Consider the following 12,927-nt stretch of genomic DNA (forward strand, 5'->3'; position numbering starts at 1 on the left):
TTATAAGGAAGGTGCAGGAGATGAAGCGCATATTCGTTGCAGGTCAGAAAGTTGATGTCAGGGACGATATGACATACAGAGAACTGGCCGATGCGTATCAGAAAGATTATGAATATCCTATTGTGCTGGTTCTGGAAAAAGAGAGGCATAAAATGAGAGAACTGTTCCGCACGGCAGAGGACGGCTGCAGTGTGGAATTTCTGACCATCAGCGATAAGGCGGGATATGAGACGTATAAGAGAAGCGCCGTACTCCTTATGTTGAAAGCGGTATCCGATGTGGCAGGCATGGAAGCGGCGCGAAGCATCCGTGTTCATTTCACAGTCAGCGAAGGATTTTACTGTACGGCACAGGACATGAAAGTGGATGAGCGTTTTCTGACATCTGTAAAAGAGCGGATGGAGGAGCTGGCCGCGCAGGCAGTGCCTATTGAAAAGAAAAGCCTTCCGGTGGAAAAAGCCATCGAACATTTTGAACGGCACGGCATGAAGGATAAGGCGCGTCTGTTCCGTTTCCGGAGAAGTTCAACAGTCAATGTATACTGCCTGGACGGATTCGAGGATTATTATTATGGATATATGGTGCCCGATACCGGATACCTGAAATGTTTTGACCTGATTCCGTTTGACGAAGGATTTGTGTTGGAGTTCCCGCCCATGAAAGATCCGGGTAAACTGGCTCTTTTCGCGCCGGAGTATAAAGTATTTACCGCGCTGAAAAATTCCGGGAAATGGAGCACGGTACTGGGTGCAGGTACGGTCGGGGCGCTGAACGAGAAGATTGTGGACGGGGAGATCGGCAATATCATTCTCGCCCAGGAAGCCATGATGGAGAAAGAACTGGGAAACATCGCGGCGCAGATCGCATCCCGGGAGGATAAGAAACTGATCATGATCGCCGGTCCGTCTTCTTCCGGCAAGACAACTTTTTCCCACAGGCTGTCTATCCAGCTGATGGCGCACGGACTGAAACCGCATCCTATCGCTGTGGACAATTATTTTGTGGAACGGGAAGACACGCCGCGGGATGAAAACGGCGACTATAATTTTGAATGTCTGGGAGCCATGGACATTGAGCTGTTCAACAGCCAGATGCAGGCGCTTCTGCGGGGAGAGAAAGTAGCCCTGCCCACATTCAATTTTCTGACCGGAAAGAAAGAGTATAAGGGCAACGAACTTAAGCTGGGGCACGACGATGTGCTGGTGATCGAAGGAATCCACTGTCTGAACGACGCATTATCCTATTCTTTGCCGAAGGAGAATAAATTCAAAATTTATCTGAGCGCGCTTACGCAGCTGAACGTGGATGAGCATAACAGGATTCCGACGACGGACGGACGCCTGCTCCGCCGGATCGTGCGGGACGCCAGGACACGGGGATCCTCTGCCCGGCGGACTATCGCCATGTGGCCGTCTGTGCGCAGGGGAGAGGATGAAAATATCTTCCCCTATCAGGAGACTGCCGACGTGGTGTTCAATTCCGCGCTGGTCTACGAGCTGGCGGTGCTGAAACAGTACGCGGAACCGCTTCTGTTCAGTATCCGCCCGGAAGATCCGGAATATCCGGAGGCAAAACGCCTTCTGAAATTCCTGGATTACTTCCTGGGGATCGACAGCGAGCGGGTTCCGAATAATTCCATTCTTCGGGAATTTATCGGCGGAAGCTATTTTCATGTGTAGGAATTAATTGCATATAGAGGTATGAAAAATCCGGGAGATATGGCTCCTGGATTTTTTATGCCTTTTCAAACCTCATAAAAAATCCTGAGGAGGAGGCACCTATCAGGCATACAAAATGTTTCATATAGCTTCCTCCTATAATAAAAACATAGCAGAGGAAGCTTACACACAGATGAATACAGAGTTACAGATCTGTAAGCTGCACCGGGGATTTCTATTTTACTTTATTCTGCGGAAGCCAGCGGCCTTTCCACGCGTACAGAACCATCAGGATCACGCCCAGCAGCCAGGAGACCGGGTAGAGGACGAAGACGCCGTCAATTGCCGGAAAAAACGGAAGGATCCATTGAATCCAGACGATGCGGAACAGGCACAGGGAAACCAGAAGAATCACCATCGGAGGGATGCTTTTTCCGGTGCCTCTTACCGTTCCCGCAAGCCCGTGCAGGATACTCAGCAGAAAATAGAACGGGCAGAAATACCGCATCGTGAGTTCGCCGTAGGCGATTGCGGCCGTGTTGTCAGTGAACATACGCATCAGAGGATCAGAAAAGAGAAGCAGCAGCGCTCCTGTGGCGACGGTATAAAGAAATCCCATGGCAAGAGTCGCCCACATGCCTTTTTTGACCCGGTCAATCTTCCCTGCGCCGTAATTCTGACCGGTAAATGTCGTGACAGCCATACTGAAGCTTGTGACCGGCAGAATATTAAAGCCGTCGATTTTCATGTAAGCGCCGAAGCCGGCCATGGCATCGGCGCCGAACCTGTTTACGCTGGATTGAACCAGAACATTGGAGAAAGAGATGACCATGTTCTGGATGCCGGTAGGAAGACCGATCCGGATAATGCGGGACGCCATTTTCTTCTGGATGCGGATCTGGCGGAGACTGATCCGGTAGGAAGTCGGAACGCGCATCAGAAATCCAATTGCGAGGACACTGGAGACAAGCTGGCTGATATCGGTGGCGATAGCGGCTCCTGCGACACCCATATGGAATCCTCTTACCAGAAGAAGGTCAAGTACAATATTCGTGATGGAAGCAGAACCCAGATAGAGCAGGGAACGCTTGGAATTGCCGACGGCGTTCAGAATGCCGGAAGCCATATTGTAGAGAACATTAAACACGACGCCGCCGAAATAGATCTGCAGATAGGCGACGGAATCTGCCAGGACATCCTGGGGCGTATGCATCCATAAAAGCAGAGGCCGGCTTAAAAATACGCCTCCGATAGTCAGCGCGATTCCCAGAATCAGCGCGATAGCCATGGAAGTGTGTACAGCGTCGCGGATTCCTTTGCGGTCATCTGCGCCCAGATATTGAGAGACAACAACGCCCGCTCCGACGGCTGCGCCCTGACTGAAAGCAATCAGCAGATTGATCAGCGAAGTGCTGGACCCTACGGCGGCAAGCGCATTGCTTCCCACAAAATTTCCAACGATGATGGAATCTGCGGTATTGTAAAGCTGCTGCAGCAGATTTCCAAGAATCAGCGGAACAGAGAAAAAGATAATTTTTTTCAATATATTTCCATCCGTCATAAGCCCGTTTTGGCTGACGGTTTCTGTCTGCATATTCACGATGATTCCTCCTCATACAAATATTCCGTCCCTCAGTATAGGAGCATGTTTAGAAGTTGTAAAGAGAAAATGAAGTTTTCTTGACAAAACAGGACAAGACAGCTAGACTAGAAGCGCATTCAGAAAATGTTTCAAAGTGAAATGGGGCTATAGAAATGAAAGAATTTATCAGAAAGAAGCATCTGGTTTTGCTGGCGGTCTGGTTTGCGGTTTATATGTCGCTGTTCGTGTACCAGGAGATTTTTCCGCCGGAGCAGGTGACGATTATTCACTGCCGGCTGGATGATGTAATCCCGCATGTGCCGGCGTTTATTTTCCCGTATCTGAGCTGGTTCCCGTATATCATTGTCTGCGCGGTGCTGGCGGTCAGGAACCTGGATGGGGAAGACTATACGAAAGCGCTTCTGATCCTGACCATGGGTATGAACATTTTCCTGCTGATCACTTATCTGTGGCCGACGGGCCTTGATTTCCGGGAGAGTATTACCTATGATACGGCGACGCTCAGCGGCTGGCTGATGAAGTTTGTACAGTCTGTGGATACGCCGAAAGCGGTATTCCCAAGCATGCACGCGTATGTGACCCTGGCTCTGCAGTATACGCTGGAGCTTCAGAGAGACCGGCTTCCAAAGGCAGGCATCTGGGTCGGCAGATTTTTCGCTGCGGCGATCATTCTCTCCACTATGTTCACCAAACAACATTCCGCGTTGGATGTGATCGGAGCGGTGGTGCTGTTTGGCGTATTGTGGGCTGTATTTGAGACTGTATTTGCGAAACATGAGGAAAAAATACAGATCCGGAGGGAACAGACAGAATAAGCGGCAGGACTTCGGCGCTTGACAGAGGTATTTCAGTAGGATAGAATATAGAAACGGCAAGTAGGACAGGCAATCGCGGCTGATGTATATCAGGTGAGGAAAGTCCGGGCTTCACAGGGCAGGATGCCGGATAACGTCCGGTGGAGGTGACTCCAAGGCCAGTGCAACAGAAATAAACCGCCAGGATTATTCCTGGTAAGGGTGGAAAGGCAGTGTAAGAGACTACCGCCCGGCTGGTAACAGACGGGGCACATGTAAACCCCATCCGAAGCAAGACCAAGCAGAAGCATATGGCGGCCCGTCAGCTTCAGGTAGGTCGCTGGAGCGTGCTGGCAACAGCACGTCTAGATAGATGATTGCTCAACGACATAACCCGGCTTATCGTCCTGCTTGCCATTTTTATAAAGGAGAATACCATGAAGAAACTCTATTCCTGGAATGTGAACGGTCTGCGGGCCTGCATGACGAAAGGATTTATGGATTTTGTAGAGCGGGAGCAGCCGGATGTGCTGTGCCTGCAGGAGACCAAGATGCAGCCGGATCAGGCTGATTTTGATTTTGGAGATTATACGGTGTATTGGAACAGCGCTCAGAAAAAGGGCTATTCAGGAACAGCGGTCCTGACGAAAGAAGTGCCGCTGAATGTGTCCTATGATCTGGGACTGGACCGTCACAATACGGAAGGCAGGACGATCACCCTGGAATATCCCGGATATTATCTGGTCAATGTCTATGTGCCTAATGCACAGCAGGGACTGGCGCGTATTGATTACCGGATGGAGTGGGAGGACGACTTCCGCGCGTATCTGGGAGCCCTGAAGGAGAAAAAACCGGTGATCGTCACCGGGGATTTTAATGTGGCGAAGGAAGAGATCGATCTGAAGAATCCAAAGACCAACCGCGGCAATGCCGGATTTTCGGATGAGGAGCGTCAGAAAATGAGAGACCTGCTGGCGTCCGGATTTGTGGATTCTTTCCGCTATCTGTATCCGGATCTGGAAGGGGTCTACAGCTGGTGGTCTTACCGCTTTAAGGCCAGAGAGAAGAATGCGGGGTGGCGTATCGATTATTTTCTGGTGTCAGAGGGATATGAAGATCACATCGAAGACAGCAGGATTCTGACACAGCAGATGGGCAGCGATCATTGCCCGGTGGAACTGATATTAAAAGATTGAATGAGTCTGATATGAGGCAGGCCGTCTGTTTCGGAAAGAGAACAGACGGCCTGGTATTTTTTAATCGATCCGGGTGATTGTCCCCTGGATTTTTTTGTTTTTTAAAGTGCTGATAATAGTGGGCACGGCTCCAAGAAGAAGAAATACATAAACCATTGCCAGATTGCCCCAGTAGACAGACGGCTCAATGATAAATTCCTGAAGAAGCCATGGGATTGCCTGGTAGGAAGTAAAGACATCCCATGCCAGTTCTCTGGCAACAACGATAGCCCAGTCAAGACGGTCCCCCGCGTAAGTCATGACAATCATAAGGATGCAGGAGATTATGATGCCTTTCTTCGAGAGCTTCCTGCCGAGCATCTCATATCCTTTCAGAGTGCAGACTGCCATAACAACTCCGGACAAGGCTGCCACGTATCCGAGCTGGCTCAGAATAATAATACAGACAACCCCGATAAGCGTGCCAAGAAGCGCGCCTACAATGCCGCCGATGACATTTTCGCCCGCAGCCCTGGATTCCTGCTGGGCAAGTATGGCGCTTTGACTTACATTTTGAAAGCAGTCAGAGCAAAGCTGCGCGTAAAAGCCGGATATGGTGCAGGGAGAAGTATCCTCTCCGGTTTTTCCGCAGAGCTGACAGCAGTTTTCGTATCCCTTTAAGCGAAGATAAGAAGTCAGATTCTGAAGTTCCTCTAAAAAGACAGCGCGTAATTTTTCCTGGTTCGATGTACTTTTCAAAGTCATGGTAATCAGATTTTGATTCTGCGCCAGAGAGGATACATTGCGGTGTTCCTTTTTGTAAATCTTGCAGTCCTGTTTTGTGAGCGAAGAATCCCGCGCCTGAGCGGCAATCTCCACGGTCAGCATGTAAAAATATGCTCTGGAACCGGAAACAAATGGATGGACAAGCATCTGGTAGCCGCCGTAGGTTCCGTACATTGTGCCTTCTTCTTCGTTCAGCCGCAATCCGGCAGCCTCGGCAAGCTGTTGGTAACAGTTCAGTAATTTCCCGGCAATTCTTTTGTTCATTCTTGAATATCTCCCTTCCGACACTGGTATGAATGTCTGTTTATATAATGGGAGAATCTGTATTATCTGTCAAGAATAAGATTTTCTTCGGTCTCAGATCATTGCGAGGATAGCTGCCTTAGGTCTGGCCCCCATGACCTGATTCACAATTTTGCCGTTTTTCATCACCACTAATGTAGGGATACTCATTACATGAAATTGACTGGCCAGTTCCGGCTGCTCATCCACATTGATTTTTCCGACTTTGATGTCGGGGCGTTCGTCGGCGATCTCTTCTATGATGGGAACAACCATACGGCATGGAGCGCACCACGGAGCCCAGAAGTCCAGCAGAACAGGTTTGTCAGAGCGGGTTACTTCTTCCTGAAAATTGGTTTTATTAATGTTGACAGCAGACATTTTTTGTCCTCCTTTTCTTGTTTTGTTTTATGAGCTGATAATAACGGTTTTACGGAAATACTTCTGTGACAAAATCACTTACGGGTGAAGCCGGGAACCATGGTTACGGAGAAAAAAGGCAAAAAAGGGGAACAAAAGCGGAAAATGGAAGAATACACGATTGACATATGGTCAAAATGCACAAAGTTGGCTCTGTAATAGCTGGGTTTTGTTGAGATAATTGTGCAAAAACGAAAAAAATTAAAGCAGAAATTGCTTTCTTTTTCATAAAATTGTATAATAATAAAGTATTTAAATGAAAGTGAGGATCTTTCTTATGAAACAGAATAGCATGTTGGCAATGATTCTGGCCGGTGGGCGAGGCTCCCGTCTGCACGATCTTACCAATAAGGTCGCAAAACCGGCTGTGGCGTATGGCGGAAAGTATAAGATTATCGATTTTCCGCTGAGTAACTGTGCGAACAGCGGCATTGATGTTGTCGGTGTTCTGACGCAGTATGAATCTGTGCTCCTGAACAGTTATGTGGCAGGAGGAAGCAGTTGGGGTCTGGATGCCCGTGACAGCGGCGTATTCGTGCTGCCGCCCCGTGAAAAATCGGATGTGAATCTGAATGTATACCGGGGAACAGCGGACGCGATCTCCCAGAATATTGATTTTGTAGACAGTTATGAGCCGGAGTATATTCTGATTCTGTCCGGCGACCATATTTACAAAATGAATTATGCGAAGATGCTGAAGTATCATAAAGAAAATAATGCGGACGCGACGATCGCCGTAATCGAAGTGCCTATGAAAGAGGCAAGCCGTTTTGGTATCATGAATACAGATACGGAGACCGGCCAGATTGTAGAATTTGAGGAAAAACCGGAACATCCGAAGAGCAATCTTGCTTCTATGGGCATCTATATTTTTAACTGGAAGCTGCTGCGTAAGATGCTGGTGGCAGATATGAAGAATGAGTCTTCGAACCATGACTTTGGAAAAGACATCATTCCGACGCTTCTGAATGACGGAAAGAGACTGTTTGCGTATAAATTCAAAGGATACTGGAAAGACGTGGGAACGATCGATTCCCTTTGGGAAGCCAATATGGATCTGCTGGACAAGAAGAGCGGCCTGAATCTGGACGACCGTACCTGGAAGATTTATACGGAAGATACCCCCACATTCCCGCAGTACATTTCTGAAACAGCGGATGTAAAGAACGCGTATATTACTCAGGGATGTGCGGTAGAAGGGAAAGTACATAATTCTGTGCTGTTTACCGGCGCTCAGGTAGGCGAAGGCGCACAGGTTCTGGACAGCGTACTGATGCCGGGAGCTATTGTAGAGGCAGGAGCGGTTGTACAGCGCGCCCTGGTAGCGGACGGAGTAAAAATTGGCAGTCAGGCAGTGGTGGGCGACGCGAACAGCGAACACATCGAACTGATAGCGAAAAATGTAAAAGGGGTAGGTTGACTATGGCAAGAGCATTAGGAATTGTAAGCTTTTCTGAAAACCATATTTGGGTAGACGGGATGGAGAATTATCGTTCAATAGGAGCGTTTTCTTTCCTTGGAAGATATCGGGTGATAGATTTTCCGATTTCCAACTTTTCCAACAGCGGTATCGACCGGATCCAGGTATATGTAAGAAGAAGACCTCAGTCTTTAGTACAGCATATCGGAACCGGACGTCATTTTAATATTAATTCCAAGAGCGGATACGTGCAGATCATGTTTACGGATTCCCAGGAGGAAAATGATTACTACAATACGGATGTAAAAGCATATATGGCAAATCTGGAGCATATTGAGAATACCTCCAATACGCATGTGGTGATCGCTCCGGCGTACATGGTTTACACGCAGGATTTTGATGCGCTGCTGAAGACTCACATTGAGTCCGAGGCGGACATCACGGTGCTGTACCATTCCGTAGACAACGCAAAAGAGGCATATCAGAACTGCTACTGCGTGAATCTGAACCGCCAGAAAGGCGTAGAGTCCTTCGAGCGGAACAACGGAAAGCTGAAAAACCGCAATATTTTCATGGATACCTATGTTATGAAAAAAGAGGTGTTCATTGAACTCCTGAAAGAGGCGCAGAAGACGTCTTCCATGTACACGCTCCGTATGATTATCAATGATAAATGCAGCGAGATGGATATCCGCGGAGTGGCGCACAGAGGATTTTTCGCGCCGATCACCGATTTCAAGAGTTATTATGACGGAAATATGTCTCTGTTGGATCTGAAGACGGCAAAAGCGGTGTTTAACGATTCCTGGCCGATTTATACCAGGACCAATGATTCTTGTCCTACCCAGTATTTTGAGACGGCTGATGTGAAGAGATCGTTTGTGGCAAACGGCTGCACCATCGAGGGAACCGTGGAAAATTCCGTGGTTGGACGTGAGTGCGTGATCAAACCGGGGGCAGTGGTGAAGAACTGTATTCTTCTCACCAATGTAGTGATCGGAGAAGGCGTACATATCGAAGGACAGGTCGTGGATAAGAACGCGAGAGTCACGAAGATGAAAGAGATCATCGCCGATCCGAAGACGCCGGGATATATCAGAAGAAACGATATGGTATAAAAATCATAGACAGAGCAAAAGTTACGCCGCCGGATGCAGATGCATCCGGCGGCGTTTTCACGGCATATGCCGATTTTTAGCGGATATTATGCAGATCGGAAATTAACTGAGCAGAGACTTGCAGATCTCTTCCAGATGATCCCGGATCTTAATATGCTGCGGACAGACTTCCTCACATTTACCGCATTTGATACATTCTGTGGCGGAAGCTTTGCTGTGTCCGCCGACCAGCCATGACTCCTGTCCTTTGGCGGTCTCTTTGTTCCCGTACAGGGTCAGCAGGTTCCTTGCGGTGAAAGAACCGGAGATACCGATGTTCTGCGGACAGACTTTCGCGCAGTAATTACAGGTGGTGCACGGGATCAGGGGAATCGCTGCAAGGGCTTCCTGCGCCTGTTTCAGCGTCTCCTTTTCTTTGTCGCTCAGACCGGAAAAGTCTTTCATGTAGGAAAGATTGTCCTCCATCTGCTCCACGCTGCTCATGCCGGACAGAACGGTGATGATTCCTTCCAGGTCAGCGGCAAAACGGATGCCCCAGGATGCGGGAGAAGAATCCGGTTCAGCGGCTTTCAGAATATCCTCCACCGGTTTCGGAGGCGTTGCCAGCATACCCCCTTTGACGGGTTCCATGATGATAACCGGTTTGCCGTGCTTTCTGGCCACTTCATAGCATGCTCTGGACTGGATGGCCGGATTTTCCCAGTCCGCGTAATTGATCTGGAGCTGAACGAACTCCATCTCCGGATGGGCAGTCAGAATCGCATCCAGTTCCTCCGGGGTAGAATGGAAGGAAAATCCTGCGTGTTTGATCAGTCCTTCCTGCTTTTTCTCCTGAATCCAGCTCCACATGTCAAAATCGTCAAAGTATTTGGTCCTGGACTCGCCCAGATTATGCAGCAGATAAAAGTCGAAATATCCGGCGCCAGTCTTTTTCAGGGAAGTATCAAACTGTGCCATTGCCTCTTCTTTGGTTTTGCAGTTGATCCATGCGGCGTTTTTTGTGGCGAGTTGGAAGCGGTCTCTGGGATAGCGCTCCACCAGAGCCTGACGGATCGCTTCTTCACTGCCTGCGTACGCCCATGCGGTGTCAAAATAAGTAAATCCTGCAGCCAGGAAAAGATCGACCATCTTCCTTACCTGTTCTACGTCGATCTGGCCGTCTTTCTGCGGCAGACGCATAAGGCCGAATCCCAGTTTTTTGATGTCCTCTCCTAAGTATGACATAGTTGCAGTCTCCTTTCTTCCCGCCGGTCCAGCGGGCCTTTTTCCTTATTGTAATGCTTTCCCGGATACCTGTCTAATGCCTAGTAAAAATGAAGGTTCATGCCTGCAGGTTATAGCCGTTTATTCCGGGCGCGCAGTGTATCCTGCATATGTTAGTCGACGCCCATGGCGCGCAGCAGGATCCGGGCGCATTCTTCTGAGGACAAGGTGGATGTGTTCAGCTCCATATCATAGTTGCTGCGGTCTTTCCAGTTTTTTTCTGTCCAGTATTTGAAATAATCACTTCGCTGGCGGTCTTTGCGTTCCAGCATCTTCTTTGCTTCCGCCTCTGTCACCGATTCGGTCCTCATGATCCGGTCAATTCGTTTGGCCTGATCGGAGGAATATATGTATACGCTGACTGCCTTGGAATCCTCCTTCAGGATTTCGGTGGAACACCTGCCCACAAATACAGCCGGGCCGGATTTTGCCAGATCTTTAATGGCTTTCTGTACTTCGTAGTACAACTCGTAGATTTTAGACTGGTTCCCGCCCTGGTTATAGCTGGCGAAAAGAGCGATATTATAGAGAAAACTGCCTGTATTTTTTTCATCGTATTCTTTCAGCAGGTCGAGAGAAATTCCTTTCTCTTTTGCCACCTTGACCATAAGATTTCCGTCATAGTAAGGAATTCCGGCCATCTCAGAGACCATTTTCCCGATCTCACGTCCACCGCTTCCAAATTCTCTTTCAATTGCCAATGATTTCGTCATGATATTCACTCTCCTTTTTTTGACTTCGGGTGACCGCGTCCCGGACAATGCGGATAAATTCTTCCGCATCCTCGGGGCCGAGCATTTCCAGAAACGCAGCCGTATGCTCGATGCCTTCGCTGCTCTTTTCGTCGACGACAGTCCGTCCTTCCTCTGTGATGGAGACGAGTACGCGCCGCCGGTCGGAGGGATCCGCGCTGCGCAGTGCGTAGCCTTTCTTTTCCAGTGCGTTCAGGATCGCTGCGGTCCGGGAACTCCGGATGCCGAAGGCGCTCGTCAGTTCTCCGGCTGAGACGCTGTCGTTCTGAAGACTCAGATAATGCAGCACTGCCTGCTCGCCGAAGGACATACCGCTTAGATTCCTGATCATAGGCATCTGATTCAGTTTTTTCATATAATAGAGAAAATCTTTCGCTTTTTCCCGATAATCCATATCGCACCCGCTTTATCTCATGCTATGAGATATTTATATCATGGCTACACGTGAATGTCAATATGGGGGATCAGGCGTCAATGAGGCATATGCTCCAGGAAACATCCCTTTTCGTGGGAATATATTATGCCCACCGCCTGCAGATAGGCATAGATGATCGTAGTTCCGACGAATTTCATTCCTCTTTTTTTCAGATCTGCGGAGATCGCGTCCGACAGATCGGAACGGGTTTTCCCTGTTTCATAAATGGTCTTTCCGTCGGTCCATTTCCAGAGATAATTGGAAAAACTCTGGTACTCTTTCTGAATATCCTGGAAGATACGCGCATTGTTTACTGCCGCTTCAATTTTCCGGCGGTTGCGTACGATACCCGGGTCCTGGCAGAGCGCATTTATCTTTTCTTCTCCGTATCTGCAGACTTTTTCCAGATCGAAATCATCGAATGCAGCCCGGAAACGTTCCCTTTTATTGAGAATGCATTCCCAGGACAGTCCGGCCTGGAAAGACTCCAGGATCAGCATTTCAAACAAATGCTGGTCGTCATGTACCGGAACGCCCCACTCTTCATCGTGATAGCGGATGTACCGTTCGTTTTTCGGATTGGCCCAGAAGCACCTGGTTTTCTGGTCTGTCCATTCCATAGTAAAAACTCCTTTCTGCTTTGCCGCCGCGGTCAGGGAGCAGAGCTGCTTTTCGGAACGTAGAGTCCGGAAAGATCTGCCCCTTCCAGTTTCAGAAGGTGGATCTTGAGATCAATGCCGCCGGCATATCCGGTCAGACTGCCGTCGGATCCTATAACCCGGTGGCAGGGAATGATGATGCTGATGGGATTGTGGGCGACTGCCCCGCCCACCGCCTGGGCCGACATGGTACTGCGATTCAACTGTTTCGCCGCTTCCCGGGCGAGTGTGCCGTATGTAGTCATTTCTCCGTAGGGAATCCGGCAGAGCAGCTTCCAGATCTCCTGACGAAATGGACTCCCGGAAGGACGCAGCGGGAGTTCTCCGATATCCGGTTTTTTGCCGGAAAAATACCGTTTCAGCCAGCCGCGGGCAGACTGGAAGACCGCAAGATCTCCGTTTTCTTCTGCTGCATCCCGGAGTGTGGACAGAAAATATTTCTGGCCTTCGATCCACAGCCCGGTCAGCGCTTCGCCATCAGAGGCCAGAGTCAGCATTCCGACGGGAGACGGACAGGTGGTAATATAGTTCATATTGATATCCCTTCTTCGGCGTTCTGCGGTAAAACAGAACGGTTGTTTG

The 12,927-nt window shown here is 49.1% G+C and carries 13 protein-coding genes and 1 other RNA gene; 6 read left to right on the forward strand and 8 right to left on the reverse strand.

Annotation, left to right across the window (positions count from 1 at the left end; translation table 11 throughout):
• Nucleotides 1-20 precede the first annotated feature (20 nt).
• Nucleotides 21-1,679: a nucleoside kinase gene (locus B5F29_RS13425; RefSeq protein ID WP_087155133.1), complete on the forward strand. Its 1,659-nt coding sequence runs from the start codon at nucleotides 21-23 to the stop codon at nucleotides 1,677-1,679.
• 214 nt (nucleotides 1,680-1,893) lie between these two features.
• On the opposite strand, the gene B5F29_RS13430 is transcribed toward B5F29_RS13425, so the two are convergent.
• Nucleotides 1,894-3,252, reverse strand: coding sequence for an MATE family efflux transporter (locus B5F29_RS13430; RefSeq protein WP_087155194.1), 1,359 nt, complete (start codon nucleotides 3,250-3,252; stop codon nucleotides 1,894-1,896).
• 161 nt (nucleotides 3,253-3,413) lie between these two features.
• Here B5F29_RS13430 and B5F29_RS13435 point away from each other — a divergent pair, with 161 nt between their 5' ends.
• The 3 genes from B5F29_RS13435 (at nucleotide 3,414) to B5F29_RS13445 (ending at nucleotide 5,251) form a co-directional block, all read left to right on the forward strand.
• Nucleotides 3,414-4,076: a phosphatase PAP2 family protein gene (locus B5F29_RS13435; protein ID WP_087155134.1), complete on the forward strand. Its 663-nt coding sequence runs from the start codon at nucleotides 3,414-3,416 to the stop codon at nucleotides 4,074-4,076.
• A 57-nt stretch (nucleotides 4,077-4,133) separates the two neighbouring features.
• An RNA gene (gene rnpB / locus B5F29_RS13440) (RNase P RNA component class A) lies at nucleotides 4,134-4,473 on the forward strand.
• Between the two features lie 19 nt (nucleotides 4,474-4,492).
• Nucleotides 4,493-5,251 carry an exodeoxyribonuclease III gene (locus tag B5F29_RS13445; RefSeq protein WP_087155135.1) on the forward strand — a complete coding sequence of 253 codons (759 nt, stop codon included), beginning with the start codon at nucleotides 4,493-4,495 and terminating at the stop codon, nucleotides 5,249-5,251.
• Nucleotides 5,252-5,311: 60 nt separating this feature from the next.
• On the opposite strand, the gene B5F29_RS13450 is transcribed toward B5F29_RS13445, so the two are convergent.
• Together B5F29_RS13450 and trxA are read right to left on the reverse strand one after the other, a co-directional pair.
• Entirely contained in the window at nucleotides 5,312-6,280 is a 969-nt protein-coding gene (locus B5F29_RS13450; protein ID WP_087155136.1) for an FUSC family protein, read from the reverse strand.
• Nucleotides 6,281-6,373: 93 nt separating this feature from the next.
• Complete coding sequence (trxA, locus tag B5F29_RS13455; RefSeq protein WP_087155137.1) at nucleotides 6,374-6,679, reverse strand: thioredoxin; 306 nt, start codon at nucleotides 6,677-6,679, stop codon at nucleotides 6,374-6,376.
• Nucleotides 6,680-6,995: 316 nt separating this feature from the next.
• On the opposite strand from trxA, the gene B5F29_RS13460 reads away from it, so the two are divergent.
• Complete coding sequence (locus B5F29_RS13460; RefSeq protein WP_087155138.1) at nucleotides 6,996-8,138, forward strand: glucose-1-phosphate adenylyltransferase; 1,143 nt, start codon at nucleotides 6,996-6,998, stop codon at nucleotides 8,136-8,138.
• Between the two features lie 2 nt (nucleotides 8,139-8,140).
• Entirely contained in the window at nucleotides 8,141-9,256 is a 1,116-nt protein-coding gene (glgD, locus tag B5F29_RS13465; protein ID WP_087155139.1) for a glucose-1-phosphate adenylyltransferase subunit GlgD, read from the forward strand.
• 102 nt (nucleotides 9,257-9,358) lie between these two features.
• Here the strand turns inward: glgD and B5F29_RS13470 are convergent, their stop codons facing one another.
• The 5 genes from B5F29_RS13470 to B5F29_RS13490 all read right to left on the reverse strand — a co-directional run bounded on the left by B5F29_RS13470 (nucleotide 9,359) and on the right by B5F29_RS13490 (nucleotide 12,878).
• Complete coding sequence (locus B5F29_RS13470; protein ID WP_087155140.1) at nucleotides 9,359-10,480, reverse strand: aldo/keto reductase; 1,122 nt, start codon at nucleotides 10,478-10,480, stop codon at nucleotides 9,359-9,361.
• A gap of 152 nt (nucleotides 10,481-10,632) precedes the next feature.
• Nucleotides 10,633-11,232: a cytidylate kinase-like family protein gene (locus B5F29_RS13475; RefSeq protein ID WP_162608439.1), complete on the reverse strand. Its 600-nt coding sequence runs from the start codon at nucleotides 11,230-11,232 to the stop codon at nucleotides 10,633-10,635.
• Nucleotides 11,210-11,665, reverse strand: coding sequence for a MarR family winged helix-turn-helix transcriptional regulator (locus B5F29_RS13480; RefSeq protein ID WP_087155142.1), 456 nt, complete (start codon nucleotides 11,663-11,665; stop codon nucleotides 11,210-11,212). Before B5F29_RS13480 ends, B5F29_RS13475 begins: the two co-directional genes overlap by 23 nt.
• A 77-nt stretch (nucleotides 11,666-11,742) precedes the next feature.
• Complete coding sequence (locus tag B5F29_RS13485; RefSeq protein WP_087155143.1) at nucleotides 11,743-12,306, reverse strand: DNA-3-methyladenine glycosylase I; 564 nt, start codon at nucleotides 12,304-12,306, stop codon at nucleotides 11,743-11,745.
• A 32-nt stretch (nucleotides 12,307-12,338) separates the two neighbouring features.
• A complete protein-coding gene (locus tag B5F29_RS13490; protein ID WP_087155144.1) occupies nucleotides 12,339-12,878 on the reverse strand; it encodes a methylated-DNA--[protein]-cysteine S-methyltransferase in 540 nt (179 codons plus the stop codon).
• Between the last annotated feature and the right edge of the window lie 49 nt (nucleotides 12,879-12,927).

The organism is Lachnoclostridium sp. An196 (assembly GCF_002160135.1).
Lineage (GTDB): Bacteria > Bacillota > Clostridia > Lachnospirales > Lachnospiraceae > Hominiventricola > Hominiventricola avistercoris.

What these genes read in the sequence shown, in the direction of transcription:
- B5F29_RS13425 (WP_087155133.1), top strand. Translation starts at nt 21, where the DNA reads ATGAAGCGCATATTCGTTGCAGGTCAGAAAGTTGATGTCAGGGACGAT.
- B5F29_RS13430 (WP_087155194.1), bottom strand. Translation starts at nt 3,252, where the DNA reads ATGCAGACAGAAACCGTCAGCCAAAACGGGCTTATGACGGATGGAAAT.
- B5F29_RS13435 (WP_087155134.1), top strand. Translation starts at nt 3,414, where the DNA reads ATGAAAGAATTTATCAGAAAGAAGCATCTGGTTTTGCTGGCGGTCTGG.
- B5F29_RS13445 (WP_087155135.1), top strand. Translation starts at nt 4,493, where the DNA reads ATGAAGAAACTCTATTCCTGGAATGTGAACGGTCTGCGGGCCTGCATG.
- B5F29_RS13450 (WP_087155136.1), bottom strand. Translation starts at nt 6,280, where the DNA reads ATGAACAAAAGAATTGCCGGGAAATTACTGAACTGTTACCAACAGCTT.
- trxA (WP_087155137.1), bottom strand. Translation starts at nt 6,679, where the DNA reads ATGTCTGCTGTCAACATTAATAAAACCAATTTTCAGGAAGAAGTAACC.
- B5F29_RS13460 (WP_087155138.1), top strand. Translation starts at nt 6,996, where the DNA reads ATGAAACAGAATAGCATGTTGGCAATGATTCTGGCCGGTGGGCGAGGC.
- glgD (WP_087155139.1), top strand. Translation starts at nt 8,141, where the DNA reads ATGGCAAGAGCATTAGGAATTGTAAGCTTTTCTGAAAACCATATTTGG.
- B5F29_RS13470 (WP_087155140.1), bottom strand. Translation starts at nt 10,480, where the DNA reads ATGTCATACTTAGGAGAGGACATCAAAAAACTGGGATTCGGCCTTATG.
- B5F29_RS13475 (WP_162608439.1), bottom strand. Translation starts at nt 11,232, where the DNA reads ATGACGAAATCATTGGCAATTGAAAGAGAATTTGGAAGCGGTGGACGT.
- B5F29_RS13480 (WP_087155142.1), bottom strand. Translation starts at nt 11,665, where the DNA reads ATGGATTATCGGGAAAAAGCGAAAGATTTTCTCTATTATATGAAAAAA.
- B5F29_RS13485 (WP_087155143.1), bottom strand. Translation starts at nt 12,306, where the DNA reads ATGGAATGGACAGACCAGAAAACCAGGTGCTTCTGGGCCAATCCGAAA.
- B5F29_RS13490 (WP_087155144.1), bottom strand. Translation starts at nt 12,878, where the DNA reads ATGAACTATATTACCACCTGTCCGTCTCCCGTCGGAATGCTGACTCTG.